General features: G+C 61.4%; 15 protein-coding genes. 5 read left to right on the top strand and 10 right to left on the bottom strand.

The window, feature by feature from the left end; genetic code table 11:
* Positions 1-3: 3 nt before the first annotated feature.
* Positions 4-2,853, bottom strand: coding sequence for an excinuclease ABC subunit UvrA (uvrA, locus tag BXA07_RS17450; RefSeq protein WP_076569343.1), 2,850 nt, complete (start codon positions 2,851-2,853; stop codon positions 4-6).
* 381 nt (positions 2,854-3,234) lie between these two features.
* On the opposite strand from uvrA, the gene ssb reads away from it, so the two are divergent.
* The gene (gene ssb, locus BXA07_RS17445) at positions 3,235-3,744 is read left to right on the top strand and encodes a single-stranded DNA-binding protein (protein WP_076569341.1); all 510 of its coding nucleotides are present in this window, start codon (positions 3,235-3,237) and stop codon (positions 3,742-3,744) included.
* Between the two features lie 82 nt (positions 3,745-3,826).
* Here ssb and BXA07_RS17440 read toward each other — a convergent pair whose 3' ends face one another.
* Together BXA07_RS17440 and BXA07_RS17435 are read right to left on the bottom strand one after the other, a co-directional pair.
* Positions 3,827-4,132: a hypothetical protein gene (locus BXA07_RS17440; protein ID WP_076569339.1), complete on the bottom strand. Its 306-nt coding sequence runs from the start codon at positions 4,130-4,132 to the stop codon at positions 3,827-3,829.
* A gap of 114 nt (positions 4,133-4,246) precedes the next feature.
* A complete protein-coding gene (locus tag BXA07_RS17435; RefSeq protein ID WP_076569337.1) occupies positions 4,247-4,663 on the bottom strand; it encodes a hypothetical protein in 417 nt (138 codons plus the stop codon).
* A gap of 307 nt (positions 4,664-4,970) precedes the next feature.
* Here BXA07_RS17435 and BXA07_RS17430 point away from each other — a divergent pair, with 307 nt between their 5' ends.
* Positions 4,971-5,369 carry a hypothetical protein gene (locus tag BXA07_RS17430; protein WP_076569335.1) on the top strand — a complete coding sequence of 133 codons (399 nt, stop codon included), beginning with the start codon at positions 4,971-4,973 and terminating at the stop codon, positions 5,367-5,369.
* 74 nt (positions 5,370-5,443) lie between these two features.
* Here BXA07_RS17430 and BXA07_RS17425 read toward each other — a convergent pair whose 3' ends face one another.
* Positions 5,444-9,025 (bottom strand): M1 family aminopeptidase, encoded by a 3,582-nt coding sequence (locus BXA07_RS17425; RefSeq protein WP_076569333.1) that lies wholly within the window; start codon positions 9,023-9,025, stop codon positions 5,444-5,446.
* A gap of 9 nt (positions 9,026-9,034) precedes the next feature.
* Positions 9,035-9,949, bottom strand: a complete 915-nt coding sequence (locus BXA07_RS17420; protein WP_076569331.1) for an ABC transporter ATP-binding protein — start codon at positions 9,947-9,949, stop codon at positions 9,035-9,037.
* Positions 9,950-10,205: 256 nt separating this feature from the next.
* Between BXA07_RS17420 and BXA07_RS17415 the strand changes: the two genes are divergently transcribed.
* Complete coding sequence (locus BXA07_RS17415) at positions 10,206-10,715, top strand: hypothetical protein (protein ID WP_076569329.1); 510 nt, start codon at positions 10,206-10,208, stop codon at positions 10,713-10,715.
* A gap of 6 nt (positions 10,716-10,721) precedes the next feature.
* Here BXA07_RS17415 and BXA07_RS17410 read toward each other — a convergent pair whose 3' ends face one another.
* Entirely contained in the window at positions 10,722-11,570 is an 849-nt protein-coding gene (locus BXA07_RS17410) for a porin family protein (RefSeq protein WP_076569327.1), read from the bottom strand.
* Between the two features lie 177 nt (positions 11,571-11,747).
* Between BXA07_RS17410 and BXA07_RS17405 the strand changes: the two genes are divergently transcribed.
* Both BXA07_RS17405 and BXA07_RS17400 read left to right on the top strand, forming a co-directional pair.
* Positions 11,748-12,320 (top strand): GNAT family N-acetyltransferase, encoded by a 573-nt coding sequence (locus BXA07_RS17405; RefSeq protein WP_076569325.1) that lies wholly within the window; start codon positions 11,748-11,750, stop codon positions 12,318-12,320.
* Positions 12,317-13,054: a metallophosphoesterase family protein gene (locus tag BXA07_RS17400; protein ID WP_076569323.1), complete on the top strand. Its 738-nt coding sequence runs from the start codon at positions 12,317-12,319 to the stop codon at positions 13,052-13,054. The genes BXA07_RS17405 and BXA07_RS17400 overlap by 4 nt, the downstream gene beginning before the upstream one ends.
* Here the strand turns inward: BXA07_RS17400 and BXA07_RS17395 are convergent, their stop codons facing one another.
* The 4 genes from BXA07_RS17395 to BXA07_RS17380 all read right to left on the bottom strand — a co-directional run bounded on the left by BXA07_RS17395 (position 13,055) and on the right by BXA07_RS17380 (position 18,821).
* Positions 13,055-14,398: a sigma-54-dependent transcriptional regulator gene (locus BXA07_RS17395; protein ID WP_076569320.1), complete on the bottom strand. Its 1,344-nt coding sequence runs from the start codon at positions 14,396-14,398 to the stop codon at positions 13,055-13,057.
* Entirely contained in the window at positions 14,391-16,298 is a 1,908-nt protein-coding gene (locus tag BXA07_RS17390; protein ID WP_076569318.1) for a sensor histidine kinase, read from the bottom strand. The genes BXA07_RS17395 and BXA07_RS17390 overlap by 8 nt, the downstream gene beginning before the upstream one ends.
* 111 nt (positions 16,299-16,409) lie before the next feature.
* Positions 16,410-17,399: a porin gene (locus BXA07_RS17385; protein ID WP_076569316.1), complete on the bottom strand. Its 990-nt coding sequence runs from the start codon at positions 17,397-17,399 to the stop codon at positions 16,410-16,412.
* 108 nt (positions 17,400-17,507) lie between these two features.
* Positions 17,508-18,821: a dicarboxylate/amino acid:cation symporter gene (locus BXA07_RS17380; RefSeq protein WP_076569314.1), complete on the bottom strand. Its 1,314-nt coding sequence runs from the start codon at positions 18,819-18,821 to the stop codon at positions 17,508-17,510.
* Positions 18,822-19,005 lie beyond the last annotated feature (184 nt).

Raw genomic sequence — 19,005 nt, 5'->3', positions numbered from 1 at the left:
TTGTTATTGCTTCAGCAGCGGCCCCAGGTATTTGCCTGTCACGCTGGCCGGATTGACGGCCACGTCTTCCGGCGTGCCGGTGGCAATGATCTGCCCGCCGCCGGCGCCGCCTTCCGGTCCCAGGTCGACGATCCAGTCGGCCGTCTTGATGACGTCCAGGTTGTGCTCGATGATGACGAGGGTGTTGCCCTGGTCGCGCAGGCGGTGGATAACCTTCAGCAACAAATCGATGTCGTGGAAGTGCAAGCCCGTCGTCGGCTCGTCGAGGATGTACAGGGTGCGGCCCGTGTCGCGCTTGGACAGCTCCAGCGACAGTTTCACGCGCTGCGCCTCGCCGCCGGACAAGGTGGTGGCGCTCTGGCCCAGCTTGATGTAGCCGAGGCCCACGTCGAGCAGGGTTTGCAGCTTGCGCGCGATCAAGGGGACCGGTTTGAAGAATACGTGCGCTTCTTCTACCGTCATGCCCAGCACTTCCGTGATGTTCTTGCCCTTGTATTGCACTTCCAGCGTTTCGCGGTTGTAGCGCTTGCCATGGCACACATCGCATGGCACGTAGACGTCGGGCAGGAAGTGCATCTCGACCTTGATCACGCCATCGCCCTGGCACGCTTCGCAGCGCCCGCCCTTCACGTTGAACGAGAAGCGGCCCGCGCTGTAGCCCCGTTCCTTGGCCGTCGGCACGGTGGAGAACAGGTCGCGGATGGGCGTAAACAAGCCGGTATAGGTGGCCGGATTCGAGCGCGGCGTGCGGCCGATCGGTGCCTGGTCGACGGAAATGACCTTGTCGAAGTGTTCCAGGCCGCTGATCGACTCGTGCGGCGCCGGTTCCGTCTGCGAACCATATAAATGGCGCGACAGGGCCGGATACAGGGTATCGTTGACGAGCGAGGACTTGCCCGAGCCGGACACGCCCGTCACGCAGGTCATCAGGCCCACCGGCAAGCTCAGCGACACCTTCTTCAGGTTGTTGCCGGTGGCGCCAGTAATGACCAGTTGCTTTTCCGGATTGCTCGCATGGCGCTTGGCCGGCACGGCGATCTTCAGCTTGCCGTTCAGGTACTGCGCCGTCAGCGACTTCTTGTTTTTCAGGATGTCTTGCAGGGTGCCCTCGGCGATGATCTCGCCACCGTGCACGCCCGCGCCGATGCCCATGTCGACGATGTAGTCGGCCGTGCGGATGGCGTCTTCGTCATGCTCGACCACCAGTACGCTGTTGCCGATGTCGCGCAAGTGTTTCAATGTTTCGATCAGGCGGTCATTATCGCGCTGATGCAAGCCGATCGACGGCTCATCGAGCACATACATGACGCCCGTCAAACCGGAGCCGATCTGCGATGCCAAACGGATGCGTTGTGCTTCCCCGCCGGACAGGGTGTCGGCGCTGCGGTCCAGCGACAGGTAATCGAGGCCCACATTGTTGAGGAATTTCAAACGAGAAATGATTTCCTTGACCACGCGGTCGGCGATTTCCTTCTTGGCGCCCGTCAGTTTCAGCTTCTCAAAGAATTCCAGCGTTTCGCGCAGCGGCTTTTCCGCCACTTCATAGATGGCCCGTTGCTGCTTGCCCGTGCCGACCTTGACGAAGCGCGCTTCCACGCGCAGGCGCGCGCCATCGCAGGATGGACAGCATTTTTCATTGATGAACTTGGCCAGTTCTTCCTTGACGGCCATCGAATCCGTTTCGCGGTAGCGCCGCTGCAGATTGTTGACCACGCCTTCGAAGGTGTGTTCCTTGATGACGGTGCGGCCCCGTTCGTTGACATAGGTAAACGGAATGACTTGCTTGCCGGAACCGTACAGCACGGCTTGCTGGGCATTCAGTGCCAGCTGCTCGAACGGCATGTCCAGATCGAATTCGTAGAAGGCGGCCAGGTTCGACAGCATCTGGAAATAAAACTGGTTGCGGCGGTCCCAGCCCTTGACGGCGCCCGAGGCCAGCGACAGGTTGGGGAACGCGACGATGCGTTTCGGGTCAAAGAATTCTATGTGTCCCAGGCCGTCGCACTCGGGGCAGGCGCCCATGGGATTGTTGAACGAAAACAGACGCGGTTCCAGTTCCTGCAGGGAATAGCCACACACATTGCAGGCGAACTTGTTGGAGTACACGTGTTCCTGTGCCGTATCCATTTCATAGGCAATGGCGCGGCCGTCGGCCAGGCGCAGGGCCGTCTCGAAACTTTCCGCCAGGCGCTGCTTGATGTCCTGGTTCACCTTGACCCGGTCAATGACGACGTCGATCGTGTGTTTTTCCGTTTTCTTCAATTTCGGGAGGTCATCGACTTCATAGATCTTGGCCGCATGCGTGCCGGTTTGCACGCGAAAGCGCACGAAGCCCTGCGCCTGCATCTGCTCGAACAGGTCCACGTGTTCGCCCTTGCGGTTGGCGACGACGGGCGCCAGGATCATCAGCTTGGTGTCCTCGGGCATGGCCAGCACGGCATCGACCATTTGCGACACGGACTGGGCGGCCAGCGCGTTTTCCGGATGGTCGGGGCAGTACGGCGTGCCCACGCGCGCATACAGCAGGCGCAGATAATCGTGGATTTCCGTCACGGTGCCCACCGTCGAGCGCGGGTTGTGCGAGGTTGCCTTCTGTTCGATGGAGATGGCCGGCGATAAACCCTCGATCAGGTCGACGTCGGGTTTTTCCATCAATTGCAGGAACTGGCGCGCGTAGGCCGACAGCGATTCGACATAGCGGCGCTGGCCTTCCGCGTACAGGGTATCGAAGGCCAGCGAGGACTTGCCGGAGCCGGACAAGCCGGTAATCACGATCAGCTTATTGCGCGGCAAATCGAGACTGATATTCTTGAGGTTATGCGTGCGAGCACCGCGAATGCGGATCTGTTCCATGTGATTGCCTTGCTTTCAGTGAGTGGTGCGGCCGGCGCATTGTGCCTGGGTGCGGATGAGGAGCCACAACGGGTCAACCTGTAACTATAGCCGGGTTTTGCTCTGCATGCCTGAGGCGTCCATGGGCGGATTGCGCCGCCGGGCGAACGTGCCCCGACAAAGTTTGATACAGATGCGTGCAGACGTCTAAACACTGTATATAATACCAGTATTCAAGTTTCTTGTTTTCACCTGCCGTGAAAAAAACGTGTTGCCGCACAGTAGCCGGCGTCCGTTAGAAAGCGGATGCTTTGCACCGCGTGGTCGCTTATAATCCTCGTTTAGTACACTAAACTACCGCGCGGGACACCGGCTCCCGCAGCCGTTCATCAGGAGTTATTCATGGCATCAGTCAACAAAGTCATCATCGTCGGCAATCTGGGCCGTGACCCGGAAATCCGCTACATGCCTAGCGGCGACGCGATCGCCAACATCGCCGTGGCCACTTCGTACAAGTCGAAGGACCGCAACACGGGCGAACAAAAAGAATTGACAGAGTGGCACCGTATCTCGTTCTTCGGCCGCCTGGCGGAAATCGTCGGCCAGTACCTGAAAAAAGGTTCGTCCGTCTACGTCGAAGGCCGTCTGCAAACCCGTAAATACACGGACAAGGACGGCGTCGAGAAATACGCAACCGACATCATCGCGGAACAGATGCAAATGCTGGGCGGCCGTTCCGGCATGGGCGGCGGCGATGCCGGCGGCGATGACAGCTACGGCGGTGGCGGCGGCTACGAAGCCCCGGCCCCGCGCCAGGCACCGGCCCCGCGTCCAGCCCCGGCCCCGGCGCCACGTCCGGCACCGAAGCCAGCGCCGAACTTCTCGGACATGGATGACGATATCCCGTTCTAATTCGGACAAAGCCGTTTTTTGTTGCTCGAAGCCTGTTTTCTGAAAGGAAAACAGGCTTTTTGTTTTCTGGAAAGAACAATGCCTACCTGGCCAGCGCTTCCAGGCGGGGCATCCCGACCCATCCAATCTGGCCCTGGCAGTGCCCGCTCGTCACGCGGACATGCGCAAAGGCCATGCCTGTGGGGCCCGGGGGATCATTTTTGATCTCAAGGATGGCCACCGTGTCCCCTTTCAGCGGCTGGCAGGCATGCATGGCGCTGCCTTCGATGGTTGCGTCCTTCAACAGCACGTTGCTGTCGGTGAGCTTTGCCATGCGTTCGGGCGCTTGTGCTCCTGCCAGGCTGCAGCTGAATGCCAGGACGATGGCGATGAAATTGGCTTGTTGCATATCTCCTCCATTGAGTCAGTCAGAAAAACCATCAATGGTTAAGATCATCGGCAGGCTAAAAAATTCCATGCCGCGGGCCTGGAGGACAGGTGCGCATGCGGCATCTCGCCAGCCTTAATCGCGCAACGCCATCTCCAGGCTGTAATTCGCCACCGCATTCCTGCGCGCCGCGTTGCGCATCAGATAGACCTGCACCGTGTATTCGCCATCGGCTGGCAGTTTCGCCTGAAAACTGTTGCCGCTGGTCGAGCCGATGAACAGGGCTTCATCCTTGCCGGCCTGGCGGATGTTGAAGTAGTTTGACGCCTGATTGGTTTTCAGCTTGACGCTGAGGGTCTGGCCCGCCTTGCCCGTCAGCGTGTATTCGGCCGTGGCGTAACCTTTGATCTTGCCTTTGACGCTGTGCGCGTTTTTGCCGGCCGTCACTGCAACGTTTTCCTTGTGCACCGGATCGGCGCTCCAGGCGGGCGTGGTGAGAAGCAATGCCGCCAGCAGCAGGCTGGCGCGGAGGGGCTGGTGATGGTGCGGCATAGGGACTTTCCTCTTCAACGTGGATCACGGCCAGGCGGCGGCGATACCGTGCATCTTACGCCAGGCCCCGCATTCTGCCTGTACCGCAGTGTCATCGCATGGCGCAGATGGCGTTTCTTTGCATGCACCAGTGTTGATCATGCAAGCGCGGAGATTGCGATGATGTTTTTTACATAAAAAGAATGACCGCTTCGTCATTGTCCATGCCATCAATAAAGTCCTTTTGGCGATTTTTCATGAGTGGTATATTGTTTGTAACATTTCTAAAGATAAACTTTATCAAGAACTGAATTGAAAAAATCTTGCCATGCATATAGCTGTCGATTCCTCAGGTTCACAATGGTTGGTTCTGGAGCGCATATTCGGGAAGGAAAAGGGCTGGCTGCAGGCATCGCTGGCGAATTTTCATAAAAGAAAATATCTGTTTCTCCTGTGTGATCTACTTGCCTTGCTGTCCATCCTGATGGGACTGGCATGGACGTTGTATCCCGGACGTATTTTTCTGCAATCTTTTCCAGTGAGCATGGTGTTGTTGTTACTGGCTGGAAAAGGTCTGAAGTTTGAATCGGTCGCTGCAGCGCCCGCAGCCAGTCGGCAGCAACTGGATCTCTTTTTAAAAATGCACCTGGCGCTATTGCTCGTCGCCATGGTGTGTTGTCTGGTACAGCTGGGATGCGCGCTGGGGCAGATGTATTTTCTGTCCTGAAAAACTTCCCGATCGCCAAAAAAAACAGGCCGCGCCATTACCGATAGCGCGGCCTGTTTGCGTTGCATCAAGGCTTAATTGATGCTCACTTCCTTGCGGTTGTCGCGCGAGACGCGGTCAATCATCTTGTTGTACGGATCGACGCCCACTTCGAACGGCTTGTCCTTCACCGTGATGGTGATCACCGGGTCGCTGCCCGACAGCATGCGCTTGGCGGTGTACAGGACTCGTTCATCTTTTTCCTTGCCGCCCGCAGGGCGCGCGAAGATGGCGATTTCCACCGGCTCGTCATAGGCGCGCGGGCTTTCCTTGCCCTTGCCGTCCGACTCCAGCTTGGCCAGGTGCAGCTGCATGGTGACATCCCACTGGCCATCCTTGCGCTGCACGGCCGACGCTTGCGTCACGCGGTTGTCGTAGAAGACGATCTTCTCGAACAGGTCCGTGATCAGCGCCTGCTTGTCCTGCGGCGCTTCGGCGCGGATGTAGGCCAGCAGTTCCAGGGTCGTGGTGAACGGCGCCTGCTGGTAGCCCTTGTCCTGCAGATAGCGTTTCAGGGCACGGTTGAGCGCTTCCTCGCCGATCTCGTCGCGCAGGCGGTAAAACACCAGGCTGCCCTTGTTGTAGTGGATGTACTGCTGTCCTTCCACGCGCGCCAGCGGCAGTTCCTCGATGGCCTCGCCGCCGCGTCCGCTCAGGTAGCGGTCCAGTTCATAGCGCAGGAAGCGGCGCATCTTGTCGCGGCCGTATTCCTTTTCCATCACCATCAGGGCCGAGTACTGCGACAGCGATTCCATCAGCATGGTGGCGCCCTGCACGTTGGCGCCGATCACCTGGTGGCCCCACCACTGGTGCGCCATTTCATGGGCCGTGACGTAGAACACGTAGTCGATGTCATCCTTGTCGCGCAGGTCGGCGATGAAGCCGATGCCTTCCGAATACGGGATCGTGTTGGCAAACGACTGCGCAAAGCTCTGGTAGCCGGGGAATTCCAGGATGCGCACCTGCTTGTGCTGGTAGGGCGTGAAGCGGGTGGTGTAATAGTCGAGCGACTTTTGCACGGAGGTAATCATGCGATCCGTGTTGTAGCCGTGCTTCTTGTCGAAATATATCTCGATCGGCACGCCGTGCCAGTCGCCCTTCTTCACGTCCCAGCGCGCCGACAGGTAGGCAAAGAACGGCATCATCGGCTGGTCCATCTTGTAGCGGTAATAGCGGCGGCCATCCTTTTCCCAGCTGGCCTGCAGGTAGCCGGGCGCCAGGGCGATCTGCTCGCCGCTGGTGGAGACGGTGGTATCGAAATGGATCCAGTCCGCTTCATTGCCAAAGACGGTATTGCCGTAGGCGGATTTGTCTTCCAGCTTGGCCATGCGCTGCGGTTCGCCCAGGCCGCGCTTGCGCCGTTCATTGCGATCCGTCAATTCCATGTGCTGCGCATAACCGAAGTGGGGGAAGTAGCTCTGGTTGTTGAAGAAGGTGCCGTTCAGGTTGACCTGGTCCGGGGTGCCGTCGTTGGTGAAGCCCTGGTGCGTGACGGCCACCGTGAAGTCCAGCGGCAGGGTGGCGCCCGGCGCCAGGGGCCGGGCCAGCTTGAGGATGCTGAAGCCGAGTTCCTTGTCATCGAGCACGGTCTTGTGCGCTGGCAAGTTCAACCACGCCGTTTCCAGTTCCGGATCGAGCTGGATGCGCAGGGTGTCGAGCGCTTGCGTGGTCTTGTTTTGCAGCACGTAGTGGCCCTTGATCAAGACTTTACGTTGCTCAGGATAAATATCCACGTCGGCCTGGATGTCGGTGATCTTTAGCTGCGGCAAGTTCTTGTATTGTTTGTACAATTTCTCGTAGCGGGCCCGCTTGTCCATGCTGACGTCCGACGTTTCGTACTGGTTCAGCACGTTCGTGTTGTAGAAGATCCAGCCGCCCGTGCCCACCCAGCACAGCAGGACCACGGCCAGCGCGGCGCCGGCGCGGCCTTGCAGGCGCTGGCGGGCCAGGCGCAGGCGCGCACGCCAGCCGGCGGCCAGGCCGCGCACCCAGAATGCGCGGGCCAGCATGACGAGCGCCACGGTAAACAGGCTCCAGTACAGCGCAAACCAGGCCCAGCCTGTCAGGAAGTGGCCATAGCCGTTCATGTCCGAATACTGGATGGCTGGCGTGCCGCCGAAGGCGTACAGATTGTGTTCCAGGTGCAGCATGCCCAGCACCATTTGCGCCACCATCAGCAGGATCACCAGCAGGTAGCCGATGAACTTGTTGTTGGACAACACTTGCAGGGTGAGCGCGCACAAGCCCATCAGGACGAAGAAGAGGGAACCGAGCAAGCTGCCTTTCAGGTACAGCCCCAGTTCCACGGGCGCGCCGCCCTTGTAGAGCTGAAAACCGATGGCCGCGATGACGCCCACCAGCAGGTAGCCGGCGATGACGCCGACCAGGGCCGTGCACTTGGCCAGCAGGGGCACCCAGCCGGGCACGGGCATGGCGTCGCTGACGTCGGCGATCCTCACCTGGCGTTCCTTGAAGATCAGCTCACCGGCATAAAAGGTGACGATGATGATCAGCATGAAGCTGAAGCTGTTGTTGATGCTTTGCAGCATCAAATGGGTCATCGGATACACGGCCGTGCCATACATGTTCTTGGCCACGCTGGAGCCGGCGAGCAGGTTGATGACGCCGAACAGCAGCATGACGAGGAAGGGCACGCTCTTGAAGACGCCGGCGGCGTCGAAGCGCAGGATTTGCCACCACTGGCGCCAGACCGTCGCCGGGGTAAAGGTGGGAAGGGTGCGCGGCAGGTGCAGCGGCGCCGTCACGGCCGGTGCGGCGGCCTCGGCCTTGTGCTTGCCGAACAGGCGTTTTCCCGTGCCCGTGCGCTGCGGCTTGAACAGGACCACGGTGGCGGCGAACAGCAGGGCCGCAATGCCCAGCCACAGTAGGCGGTTGGCCAGCAGAAAGCCGGACAGGGGCGGCAGGCCCGCGTTCGCTTCGGCGGACGTGAAGTAGCGCGTCATGCGGCCCAGGGCGCGCATGCCGAAGGGGTCGAGCAGGACGGCAACCCATTCGTTGTTGATATCGCGCGTAAAGGCGCCAGCCATGCCCCACAGCACGAAAAAGCCCAGCACGCCCACGTAGACGAGCAGCATCGAGCGCGTCGTGGCCGCCAGCAGCATCAGCAGGGCGCCGATGAAGAGCAGGTTGGGGATCACCATCACGCCGAAGCTCCACGCATACGCATGCAGCGAGAACGCGCCCACGCGCTGCGGGTCGACCCACGGCATGAGGGGGCCGAGCATGAGCGCCAGGGCAATGGCGGCAAAGATCACCAGGCAGGCGACGAAGCCGGCGGCGAAGCGGCCGAACAGGTAGTCCCACTTGCGCATGGGCGTGGCGAACAGCATGTCGGCCATGCCCACTTCGCTGTCGCGCAGCACGGCGCCCGCGATGAAGATGGTGATAAGCAACATCGACAGCAGGCTGAACATCGTTAGCAGCTGCGCCACCACGGTGGGCGCATTGCGGTTGATGTTGCCGATGGCGCCGCCGATCTGGATCGAATCGCTGCTGCTGGCGCCAAAGGCCATCAGGGCCAAAATGGCGGCAAATACCCACAGCAGCGGCTGTTTCAGCTGGTAGCCGAGGTCAAACTTGAAAAATTCCTTCCACATGGCGCCCCCTTACGCCGCGACGGCGACTGGCGTGGCGGCGGCGGACGCGCCGTTGCGGGCGGCGTTGCGCGCATGCAGGAAGTACACGTCTTCCAGGTCCGGCGCGATCTGCACGAAACCGCTGTCGGGCTGGCTGTCGGCAAACACATTGATCTGCGGCTTGCCGCCCACCAGGCGCGTCGACAGCACCTGGTGCGACTGCTGGTACTGCGCCAGCTCTTCCATGCCGACGCTGCGGCGCCAGACCTTGCCGTGCAAGGTGTCGATGGCCGCCTGCGGTTCGCCCTGCACCAGCACCTGGCCCTTGACGATCATGGCCATGCGCGGACACAGGTCCGTCACGTCGTCGACGATGTGCGTCGACAGGATCACCACCACCTGCTCGCCGATCTTCGCCAGCAGGTTCAGGAAGCGGTTGCGCTCGTCCGGGTCCAGGCCGGCCGTCGGTTCATCGACGATCACCAGGCGCGGCGCGCCCAGCAGCGCCTGGGCGATGCCGAAGCGCTGGCGCATGCCGCCCGAATACGTGCCCAGGTTGCGCTTGCGCGCTTCCCACAGATTGGTTTGCTGCAGCAAGGCTTCCACGGCTTCCTTGCGCGGCCCCTTCGCCGTCAAGCCTTTCAAGACGGCAAAGTGGTTGAGCAGGGTTTCCGCACTCACTTTCGGGTACACGCCGAAATCCTGCGGCAGATAGCCGAGCTGGCGGCGCAGGCCGGCCTTGTCCTTGAGCACGTCGACGCCATCGAAATGGATGCTGCCGCTATCGGGATCTTGCAAGGTGGCGATGGTACGCATCAGCGAGGACTTGCCTGCGCCATTCGGACCCAGCAAGCCGAACATTCCGTTGGGAATCTCCAGGCTGACATTGTTGATGGCCTTGACGCCATTGGCATACGTTTTGTTCAGCTGTTTGATCGATAGCATGTGCAGCACTCTCCAGAGCTTGGGTCTAAAAGCCGACAGATACCTGTCTGCCGGTCTGTGTCAGGGGATCACCCTTGTTTGATGACAACCGCGATGGCGGATGTTACTTAATGGCAATAATATATAAGCAATTGGAAAAAAAGTAATGTTTTTGCGACCGGAGGCGAAAAGACGGGCATGAAATGCCCCAGGCGGGGATGAGTAACGGTGATACCATCGCGCACTGGATCGATGCCAGCGCGGAGGAAAGCTTTTCATGGATGCCATACACAAGACTGTCGCCTTGCGCGCCATTGCCCCGGGCGAAGAGGAGACCTTGGCGCGGCTGTTTCAACTGTACTGTTATGACAATGCCGGCTGGAGCGGCGAGGCGCTGCTGGCCGACGGCCGCTATGACGTGTGCGATGCGGGGCTGGCGTCGTATGTGCACGCGGCCGGGCACACGGCGCACTGGATCGAGGTCGATGGCGAACTGGCGGGTTTTTACATCACGGAGCCGGCCATCGCGGGGCAGTTGCCGGTGCAGGAGTTCAGCGACTTTTTTATTCTGAAGAAATACCGGCGCCGGGGCGTGGCGCTGGAAGTGGTGCGCCGCGTGTTGCTGGGCAGCGCGCAGACGTGGCTGGTGGCCACGTTCCGCGCCGATGCCGCTGCGTGCGCGTTCTGGCGGCAGGCGTTTGCGCGCCTGCCGTTTGCCCAGGTGACGCCATGGGAAGATCCCGCCCTGCCGCAGTTTCAGCTGACGTTGCTGAAACCGGCAGCCTGAATTTCCTTAAAAGCGGACCTTGACGTAGGCGGACGGTCCGGTCAGGCGCACGTTCAAGTCGGCAGTACGTTCGCTGTCGCGGCGCAGCTTGATCTTCGAGATGCCGTAGTCGGCCACGAAGCCGATATTTTTGAAAGGAAACCATTCCACGCCGATGTTGCCGCCATAGATGTGGCCGTTGATGCGCCCGCCATTTTTCTTGATGCCCGACGCTTCCGCATACATGCGCAAGTCCGGCGTGAAGGCGTGGCGCCAGCCCACTTCCAGCAGCGGCGCGAACGCGTGCTCGCCGATGGAATCGCGCGCCGTGGCCGTTTCGCCATTGACGACGCCCGTGGCCGTGCCGTTCAGGCTGGCGTGGTAGTAGGCGGCGCCCAGGCCGATGCCGAAGGTGTCGTTGCCGCTGCCCAGCCACCATTTATAGGCCAGCTTGGCCAGGTCCAGCTTCAGATCGGCATTTGCCGTGGCCGTGCCCGTCACGGGCTGGCCATTGATGATGGTTTCGCCGGTCAGGCTTGGCGTGTAGGATTTGTCGTAGCGGTAGTAGTCGAACGCCAGGCCATGGCGGTCGCCGATCAGCAAGTCCGCCTTGATGCGCGGAATCGTGGTGTGGCTTTGCTTCGATTCGGGCGCGTCGATGCGGCCAAATTCGGTGTCGGCGCCGACATTGATGCGCGGATCGGCGGAAAAGGCGCCCATCGATATGCTGACGCGGTCCAGCGTGGGCGACGGTTCCGCCCGCGCCGTGGCGGCCGCCGCGGCAACGCCGAGTACGCCCAGCATCACGGTGCTGCGCAAGGCAAGATGGCGCAAACGCGGTGGCGACAGGCGGGCAGGGACGGGCGTGGAAAACATGGGACTACTCCTCAAAATAAAGTGAAAACGGCCGCGACGTCGGGGCGGCTGCTGTCATGCGGAAATGCAATGAGGAAATGGTAGCAATTGTTACTTTTAGATCACGTAGCCGCACGGCGCAAGTGACCGTCGGAATTGTCCTACCCTATGTCACTGGTAGTCAGCAGAGGAAACCATATGCAGGAGATGATCGAACTGACGACGCCGCGGCTGTTGCTGCGCCAATGGCGCGACAATGACCTGGCACCGTTCGCGGCCCTGAATGCCGATCCCCGCGTGATGGCATTTTTTCCTTCCCCCCTGACGCGCGAGGCCAGCGACGCCATGGCTCGGCGCTGCAGTAGCCTGATCGCCGAGCGGGGCTGGGGCTTGTGGGCCGTAACCTTGCGCGAAAACAATGCCTTCATCGGCATGACGGGGCTGCATCGCCCCGACGCGCAATTGCCGTGTTCGCCATGCGTGGAAATCGGCTGGCGCCTGGCGTTCGATTACTGGGGACAAGGGTACGCGCAGGAAGCGGCGCACGCTGCCTTGCAAGCGGGTTTTATGCGCCTGCAATTGCCCGAGATCGTCTCGTTTACCGCTTTGCCCAACGTGCGCTCGAGCGCCCTGATGGCGCGCCTGGGCATGCGCCGCGATGCCGACCCTTTCGAGCATCCTGCCCTGCCGCCCGGCCACCGCTTGCGCGCGCATTGCCTGTATCGATTGACGCGTGCAGAATGGTTGCACAGGGAGGGATACACCGCATGAAGATCGCCGCCATTTCCGATATCCACGGCAACCTCGATGCGCTCGACGCCGTGCTGGCCGACATTGCGCAACGGGGCGCGGATGTGATCGTCAACCTCGGCGATATCGTCTCGGGCCATCTGCAGCCGCGCGCCACGGCGGCGCGCCTGATGGGGCTCGGCTTGCCCACCATCCGCGGCAACCACGAGCGCCAGCTGTTCGGCGACCCGGCCCGCATGGGCGCGTCCGATGCCTTTGCGCGCGCGCAACTGCTACCGGCGCAACTGGACTGGATCGCCGCGCTGCCCGCCACCTTGCGCTTGCGCAAGGACGTGCTGCTCGTGCATGGCACGCCGACAAGCGATCTCGTGTATTTTCTCGACAGCGTCACGCCGCAAGGCAGCCGTGCCGCCACGCCGCAGGAGGTGGCCGAACGGGCCGGCGAGGCCGACGCGGCCTTGATCCTGTGCGGCCACACGCACATGCCGCGCCAGGTGCGCCTGGCCGATGGGCGGCTGGTCGTCAATCCGGGCAGCGTGGGCTTGCAGGCCTACGACGACGACCACGGCTATCCGCACCTGATGGAAAACGGCACGCCGCATGCGCGCTATGCCATCGCGCAACAAGGCGCGGACGGCGCCTGGGCGGCGCAGTTCCATGAAGTGGCATATGACTGGGACAAGGCGGCCCGGCTGGCGCTGGCCAACGGCCGGCCCGACTGGGTCACACCGTTGCGCACGGGCCGGGTCGGCTGATTAGCGGAACTCTTCGGCCACCAGGTTGTACTTCTGCATCTTGTGGTACAGCGTCTGTTTCGGCAAGCCCAGCACTGCGCTCACTTCGCTGACGTTGCCCGAATATGCGCGCAGTTCCTGTTCGATCAGGGCGCGTTCGAAGCCGTTCACCTGTTCTGCCAGCGACAGCGGGCTGGCCAGGCCGCCCGCCAGCAGGCTCGATGCGCCGCCGGCGATACCGAGCACGAAGCGGTCGGCGATATTGCGCAGCTCGCGCACGTTGCCGGGCCAGGAGTGGGCCATCAGGTTGCGCATCTGCGCGCTGGAGACCACGGGCGCGGCGCGGTTGTAGCGGGCGGCGGCGGCCAGCACGAAGTGCTCGAACAGGATGGGAATATCCTCGCGCCGTTCGCGCAGCGGCGGCAGGTGCAGCACGATCAGGTTCAGGCGGTAGTACAGGTCGCTGCGGAATTTCTGCTGCTGCGACAAATCCTCCAGGTCCAGCTTGGCCGCCGCGATGACGCGCACGTCGACGGGCGTGGGCACGTTTGAACCGAGGCGCTCGATATAGCGCTCCTGCAGCACGCGCAGCAATTTGACTTGCAGCGACAGGGGCAGCGATTCGATTTCATCGAGGAAGAAAGTGCCGTGGTCGGCATGCTCGATCTTGCCCACCTGGCGCTTGGCCGCGCCCGTGAACGCGCCCGGTTCGTGGCCGAAGACTTCACTTTCAAAAATGCTTTCGGGAATCGCGCCGCAGTTGACGGCGACAAAGTTGTGCTTGCGGCGGTGGCTGAAGTCGTGCAGACAGCGGGCCACCATTTCCTTGCCCGTGCCCGTGTCGCCGTAGATCAGCACGTCGGCCGGTTCGTCGGCAACGTCGAGTATCAAGCGCCGTATGTCGCGCATCGCCACGGAATTGCCCAGCAAGCGCGCTTCGATGCCGCCGCCGTCTTCCAACTGGCGGCGCAGGCTGTGCACTTCCAGCATGAGGCGCCGCGTTTCCAGCGCGCGCAGGATGACGTCGACCAGCTGGTCGGACGAATACGGTTTTTCGATGAAGTCGTAGGCGCCCGTGCGCATGGCGTGCACGGCCATCGTGATGTCGCCATGGCCCGTGACGAGAATCACGGGCAGGTGCGGATCCAGCGTCTTGACCGCTTGCAGCAGCTCCAGGCCGCTCATGCCGGGCAGGCGCACGTCGCTGACGATGATGCCGGGAAAATCCGGCGTCAGCAGTTTATAGGCCAGTTCGGCCGAGTGAAACGCCAGCACGTCCAGGCCGGCCAGCTGCAATGCCTGCTCGCTGCCCTCGCGCACGGTAGGGTCGTCCTCGACCAGCAAGACCTTCAAGCCGTCAAACATGTTTTTCCTCCTGCGTTGCAATCTGTAGTTCGATGGTGAAGACGGCGCCGCCGCCGGGGGCGTTTTCGGCGCGCAGCACGCCGCCGAACTGGCGCGTGATCTGTTCGGAAATGGCCAGTCCCAGGCCCAGTCCCAGCCCCTGCGGCTTGGTCGTGAAGAACGGTTCGAACAGGTGTTCATACACTTCCGTCGACAGGCCGGGGCCCGTGTCGGCCACGTGGATCAGCACGTGCTCCCGCGTGCACTCGACGGCCACGCGCAGGCTGCGCACGTCGCTGCCGTTCATGGCGTCGAGCGCATTGGCGTACAGGTTCACCAGCACCTGCTCCAGGCGGTTGCTTTCGCACATGGCAAAGATGTCGTCGGGCGGCAGTTGCAGGGTGAAACGCACATTTTCAACCTGCAGGCGGCGCTCGACGAGGAAGAGGGCGTTGCTGATCGCCGTGGGGATCGAGACGGAAGTCAGGCTGGTCGTCGATTTGCGCGCAAAAATCTTCAATTGTCCCGTAATGGTCCCCATCCTGGCCGCAATTTGCGAGATCTTCGCCAGGTTGCGCCGCGCGTCGTCGAGCCGGCCCCGTTCCAGCAGGATGACGGCATTGTCGGACATGGTGCGCAGCGCCGTCAGCGGCTGGTTCAGCTCATGCGTGATGCTGGCCGACATCTGGCCCAGCACGGCCATCTTGCCGGCCTGAAAGAGTTCATTCTGCGTGATGTGCAGCTTTTGCTCGGCCTTGCTGCGCACCTCGATTTCCTGGCTCAGGCTTTGCGTCATGGCGTTCAATTCCGAGGTGCGTTCCTCGACCATGGCTTCCAGGTTGTCGTAGGCGTGCTGCAAGTCTTCGCGGGCGCGCAATTTTTGCGCCACGGCCGCGCGGCGCTGGCGCAGGTAAAAGAACAGCAGCATGAAAAAGCCCAGCAGCACGCACGAGAAGGCGGCCGCGGCGCGGGCGCTGGCCTTGGCCTGCGCCAGGTCGGACAGGTAAATGAAGGTCCAGCCTTGCGGCGACTTGAGCTTGATCTGCGTCATCACGCTGGAGCTGATCTTCGGCGGCGCGTCGGCATGCTCGTGCTCGCGCACGCTGATCACGCGCGCGCCATTGCCCAGCTGGCGGTCGGAGACGAAGGGGATGGCTTCCAGCTGCTTCGAATAATACTGGCGCGTGCGGTTCAGTTCGGCCAGCACGGCGGGCGACAGGGGCGCCAGGGTCTTGTATTTCCAGTCCGCCATGGAACTGAGGAAGATGACGCCGTGCTCATCGGCCAGCATGACCTTGTCGGCGCCCTGCACCCAGCGCTTTTCCAGCGTTTCCAGGTTCACCTTCACCGTTGCCAGGCCCAGCATGTGGCCATTCTGGTAGATGCCGTGGGCAAAGAAGTAGCCGGGCTCCAGCCGCGTCGTGCCGACGCCATAAAAACGCCCCGGCGTGCCGCGCAGCGCATCCTGGGCGTAGGGGCGGAACGAAATATTGTCGCCAATAAAACTGTCCGGACCCTGCCAGTTGCTGGCGGCCCGCGTGTTGCCGTCGAGGTTGCTGATAAAAATCGTCGACGATTTGGCCTGGGCATTCATTTGCTCCAGGTAATGGTTGACCGTATCGACCAATACCGGGTCTTCCGGGTGCTGCAGCAAACGGATGACGTCGCGGTTCAGCTCCAGGGTCTTGGGCAGGAAGTCATACTTTTCCAGCGCGTTTTCCAGGCTGCTCACGTACACCTCGAGGCGCTGCGCGCCGCTGGCCTGCAGCTTGCCGATGGCGATGCGTTCGGTCCAGAAATACACGAGCCAGACGGTTGCCAGGCAGGCGGCCAGCACCACGCCCCAGGCCAGCGTTTCGCGGCCCGACCGTTGCGACAGGCGCTGGCGCCAGGAAAGGGAGGGTTTGGTACTGCTATTCATAAAATCAGCTGCCAACTTGCAAGAACCCACAGTATCGCATCTTGATGTGTCTCAACATAAAAAAAAGCCGCCGGACCTGCATCCGGCGGCTTGCGCTGTCACTAGCCGCGATCAGAACGTATGGCGCATGCCAAGGTTAAAGCCGCTGTTGCCGGTGCCATCGTCGGTGGCATTGCCAACCTTGTAGGTAGCACCGTTCTTGTTGCTGATGTGGCCGTAACCTGTGTACAGGTCGCTGCGCTTGGACAGCGCATAGAAGGCGCCAATGGCCCACTGCTGGGCGTCACGGTTGGCGTTGCTCTTGTCGTTGTGGCGGATGTACGACGCGACCAGCTTGGTGGCGCCGAACGGGGCGCTGAAGCCAACGAGGATGTCGTTGCTCTTGCTTTCGTCGATGGCGCGGTTGTCGGCGTAGCCGAAGTTGCCTTGCAGCACGCCAAAGTCGTAGCGCGTGGCCAGCAAGGTGTTGCGCGTTTGCTTCGCCTGCAAATCTTCCATGCGGTGGTGCGTCAGGGTCACGTTCAGCGGGCCGTCGATGTAATGCACGGCGCCGCCCATGCTGCGGTTCTTCGCATTGTCGCCAGCCACTTCGCCAAAACCATACGCCAGCTCGGCCGACAGGCGGCTATAGGTCGGCGTGCTGTATTGCACCATGTTGTCGACGCGGTAATTCGTCGCCATCAGGTTCGATGCCGTGCCGGCCAGGCCGATGACGAACGGATCGGCCACGTCGCGCAGGGCCAGGTAGTACGGCGTATATTGGCGGCCCAGGGTGATGGCGCCGGCGCTGCCGGTCAGGCCGACATACGCCTGGCGGCCGAACAGCCGGTTGCCCTGTCCCGAGGTGCCGGTGTCGATATTGAAACCGCTTTCCAGCACGAAGGTGGCGGCCAGGCCACCGCCCAGGTCTTCCTTGCCCTTGAAGCCGAGGCGCGAACCGGACGCGATGCCGGAAGCGACGCGGGTCAGGCGGTCTCCAGCCGCATCCTTGTCGAGCACAAGGCCGGCGTCTGCCACGCCGTAGACGGTGACGCTCGATTGAGCCATGGCGCCGGTAGAGGCAGCGCCCAGGGCCAGCAGGGTAAACAGGACTTTTTTCATGAAAATCTCTCTAATAAGTTGGAATGACTACTGATCGCACTACCTGACTGCTTGTTACTTAACATTGACAACAAATAAATGGCCCGCTTGTGGCGGGCCATGGCGCTATCAGGCTTTGCTAGCGTGATCCGCTTCGCCCCAATGGCTTTCCGTGTTCTGGTTGGCCGCGTTGGCCGCTGCCGCTTCTTCTTCCGTGGCCAGGCCGCCCTCCCATTTGGCGACGACTGCCGTGGCGACGGCATTGCCGACCGCGTTGGTAGCCGAACGGCCCATGTCGAGGAACTGGTCGACGCCCATCAGCAGCAGCAAGCCCGCTTCCGGAATATTGAACTGGTTCAGGGTCGCGGCAATCACCACCAGCGAGGCGCGCGGCACGCCGGCCATGCCTTTCGACGTCAGCATCAGCAGCAGCAGCATGGTGATCTGCGTGCCGATCGACAGGTCGATGCCGTAGGCTTGCGCGATGAACAGCACGGCGAAGGTGCAGTACATCATCGAACCGTCCAGGTTGAAGGAGTAGCCCATTGGCAACACAAAGCTGGAAATCTTGCGGTCCACGCCGAACTGGTCGAGTGCCGTCAGCAGTTTCGGATACGCCGCTTCCGAGCTGGCCGTGGAGAAGGCCAGCAGGAAGGGTTCGCGGATCAGGCCGACCAGCTTGAAGACGCGCGGGCCGATGACGAGGAAGCCGGCACCGATCAGCAGGGCCCACAGGCACACCAGGCCCAGGTAGAAGCCGCCCATGAACTTGGCGAACGTGACCAGCACGCCCAGGCCGTGCGTGGTGATGACGGAGGCCATCGCGGCGAACACGGCCAGCGGGGCCAGGTTCATGATGGTGCCGGTGATGCGCAGCATGACTTGCGCCAGCTGGTCGACGACGGCCGTGAGGGTCTTGCCCGATTCACCCAGGCCGGCCAGAGCGCCGCCAAAGAAGATCGAGAACACCAGCACTTGCAGGATTTCATTGTTGGCCATGGCCTCGATCGGCGACTTCGGCACCAGGTGCGTGAAGAAATCTTTCAAGGTGAACGCGGCCGTTTTCAAATTGGTCGACGCGTGGACGTCCGGCAGTGGCAAGCCCAGGTTGGTCCCCAGCTGCATCAGGTTCGACAGCACCATGCCCAGCGCCAGCGAGACCAGCGAGGCGACGACGAACCAGCACATGGCTTTCAGGCCGATGCGGCCCGCCGTCTTGCCGTCGCCCATGTGGGCGATGCCGACCGTCAGGGTGGAGAACACCAGCAGCGCAATGATCATCTTGATCAGGCGCAGGAAGACGTCGGTGACGATGGAAATATTGCCAGCGATTTGCTTGCTCATGTCCGCATCGGGGAAAGCGGAATGGCATCCATAACCGACGGCAATGCCGAGGATCATGGCAATCAGGATGTACAGGGTTAATGGCCGTTTCTTTTTCATTATGACTCCTCCGGTGAAACGCCGCTGTGAGCGGATTATTGATAGCGAGCAACTCAAGCTTGGAGCCAATATTTCTCAAAAACAAGCCCTTGCGTGCCAGCGATTATTTGCAGCAAAACCTGTACATAGCAAAGGATATGCCTGAAATGGGGTTTCACCAGGCACTTTCTTAAGTTATTGATTT

This window comes from Janthinobacterium sp. TND4EL3, assembly GCF_900156175.1.
In the GTDB taxonomy this organism is placed as follows: Bacteria; Pseudomonadota; Gammaproteobacteria; order Burkholderiales; family Burkholderiaceae_D; genus Janthinobacterium.
The sequence above is the reverse complement of the archived record's forward strand: the minus strand, read 5'-3'. Positions and strand labels throughout refer to the sequence as shown.

Excerpts from the sequence above, each read along its gene's own strand:
- uvrA (WP_076569343.1), bottom strand. The coding sequence starts at position 2,853 with ATGGAACAGATCCGCATTCGCGGTGCTCGCACGCATAACCTCAAGAAT.
- ssb (WP_076569341.1), top strand. The coding sequence starts at position 3,235 with ATGGCATCAGTCAACAAAGTCATCATCGTCGGCAATCTGGGCCGTGAC.
- BXA07_RS17440 (WP_076569339.1), bottom strand. The coding sequence starts at position 4,132 with ATGCAACAAGCCAATTTCATCGCCATCGTCCTGGCATTCAGCTGCAGC.
- BXA07_RS17435 (WP_076569337.1), bottom strand. The coding sequence starts at position 4,663 with ATGCCGCACCATCACCAGCCCCTCCGCGCCAGCCTGCTGCTGGCGGCA.
- BXA07_RS17430 (WP_076569335.1), top strand. The coding sequence starts at position 4,971 with ATGCATATAGCTGTCGATTCCTCAGGTTCACAATGGTTGGTTCTGGAG.
- BXA07_RS17425 (WP_076569333.1), bottom strand. The coding sequence starts at position 9,025 with ATGTGGAAGGAATTTTTCAAGTTTGACCTCGGCTACCAGCTGAAACAG.
- BXA07_RS17420 (WP_076569331.1), bottom strand. The coding sequence starts at position 9,949 with ATGCTATCGATCAAACAGCTGAACAAAACGTATGCCAATGGCGTCAAG.
- BXA07_RS17415 (WP_076569329.1), top strand. The coding sequence starts at position 10,206 with ATGGATGCCATACACAAGACTGTCGCCTTGCGCGCCATTGCCCCGGGC.
- BXA07_RS17410 (WP_076569327.1), bottom strand. The coding sequence starts at position 11,570 with ATGTTTTCCACGCCCGTCCCTGCCCGCCTGTCGCCACCGCGTTTGCGC.
- BXA07_RS17405 (WP_076569325.1), top strand. The coding sequence starts at position 11,748 with ATGCAGGAGATGATCGAACTGACGACGCCGCGGCTGTTGCTGCGCCAA.
- BXA07_RS17400 (WP_076569323.1), top strand. The coding sequence starts at position 12,317 with ATGAAGATCGCCGCCATTTCCGATATCCACGGCAACCTCGATGCGCTC.
- BXA07_RS17395 (WP_076569320.1), bottom strand. The coding sequence starts at position 14,398 with ATGTTTGACGGCTTGAAGGTCTTGCTGGTCGAGGACGACCCTACCGTG.
- BXA07_RS17390 (WP_076569318.1), bottom strand. The coding sequence starts at position 16,298 with ATGAATAGCAGTACCAAACCCTCCCTTTCCTGGCGCCAGCGCCTGTCG.
- BXA07_RS17385 (WP_076569316.1), bottom strand. The coding sequence starts at position 17,399 with ATGAAAAAAGTCCTGTTTACCCTGCTGGCCCTGGGCGCTGCCTCTACC.
- BXA07_RS17380 (WP_076569314.1), bottom strand. The coding sequence starts at position 18,821 with ATGAAAAAGAAACGGCCATTAACCCTGTACATCCTGATTGCCATGATC.